Annotated in this window: 1 protein-coding gene and 1 pseudogene; both read left to right on the forward strand. The window is 69.3% G+C overall.

The annotated features are described in order from the left end of the window. A pseudogene (locus tag OF819_RS29025) lies at positions 1–148 on the forward strand (roadblock/LC7 domain-containing protein); the annotation flags it as partial. Positions 149–244: 96 nt separating this feature from the next. After that, entirely contained in the window at positions 245–847 is a 603-nt protein-coding gene (locus tag OF819_RS29030) for a DUF742 domain-containing protein (RefSeq protein WP_267246633.1), read from the forward strand. The last annotated feature ends 37 nt before the right edge of the window (positions 848–884 follow it).

The raw sequence follows: 884 nt of genomic DNA on the forward strand, positions 1-884 counted from the left end.
TTCCGACGGTTCCTCGCTGGCGGTGCTCGCGCACCCGGAGGCCGACATCGGCCTCGTGGGCTATGAAATGGCCCTGCTGGTGGACCGCGCGGGCAGCGTGCTGACGCCGGATCTGCGCGCGGAACTCCAGGGAAGTCTTCTCAACTAGCAGACGGACGGTGCGTTTCTCGCCACCGCACCATAGGGTGCGGTGGCGCGGCTCCACAGGGACATGGACCGGCGACCGGCAGTCGGAGGAGGAAACGTGGCAACACCCCCGGGCGGACGCCCATATGACGGTGGGCATCAGGCCTCTGGTGAACACCCTCAGAACCGTTTCAACTTCCCTTCGGCGCCGACGGGCAGAGGGGGCGGCCAGGAGCCGTACCAGCAGCCCCAGGCGCCCCAGTCGCCGTATGACCGCACCTTCGACCGGCAGACGCGGCGGCATGCACGGCCGCCGCAGCCGCGGGCCCAGGAGTCCGCGGGCGGGTCGGGGGCCGCGGGGTCCCGTTCCCAGGGCGTGCACAACCCACTGGTGCGTCCATATGCCATGACCGGCGGCCGTACGCGGCCGCGTTACCAGCTCGCCATCGAGGCGCTGGTGTCGACGACGGCGGATCCCGCGAGGCTGCAGGGGCAGTTGCCCGAGCACCAGCGGATCTGCCGGCTGTGCTTCGAGATCAAGTCGGTCGCCGAGATCTCGGCGCTTCTCTCCATCCCCCTCGGCGTGGCCCGGATCCTCGTAGCCGACCTGGCCGAGGCCGGACTTGTCGCCATCCATCAGCCCGGCGGCGACGAGTCCGCCGGCGGTCAGCCAGATGTGACACTGCTCGAAAGGGTGCTCAGTGGACTTCGCAAGCTCTAGCGGCGGTGCATCCCGCTCAACCACCAGTGCGAAGATT

The sequence above is a fragment of the Streptomyces sp. PR69 genome (assembly GCF_026420845.1).
Taxonomy (GTDB): domain Bacteria; phylum Actinomycetota; class Actinomycetes; order Streptomycetales; family Streptomycetaceae; genus Streptomyces.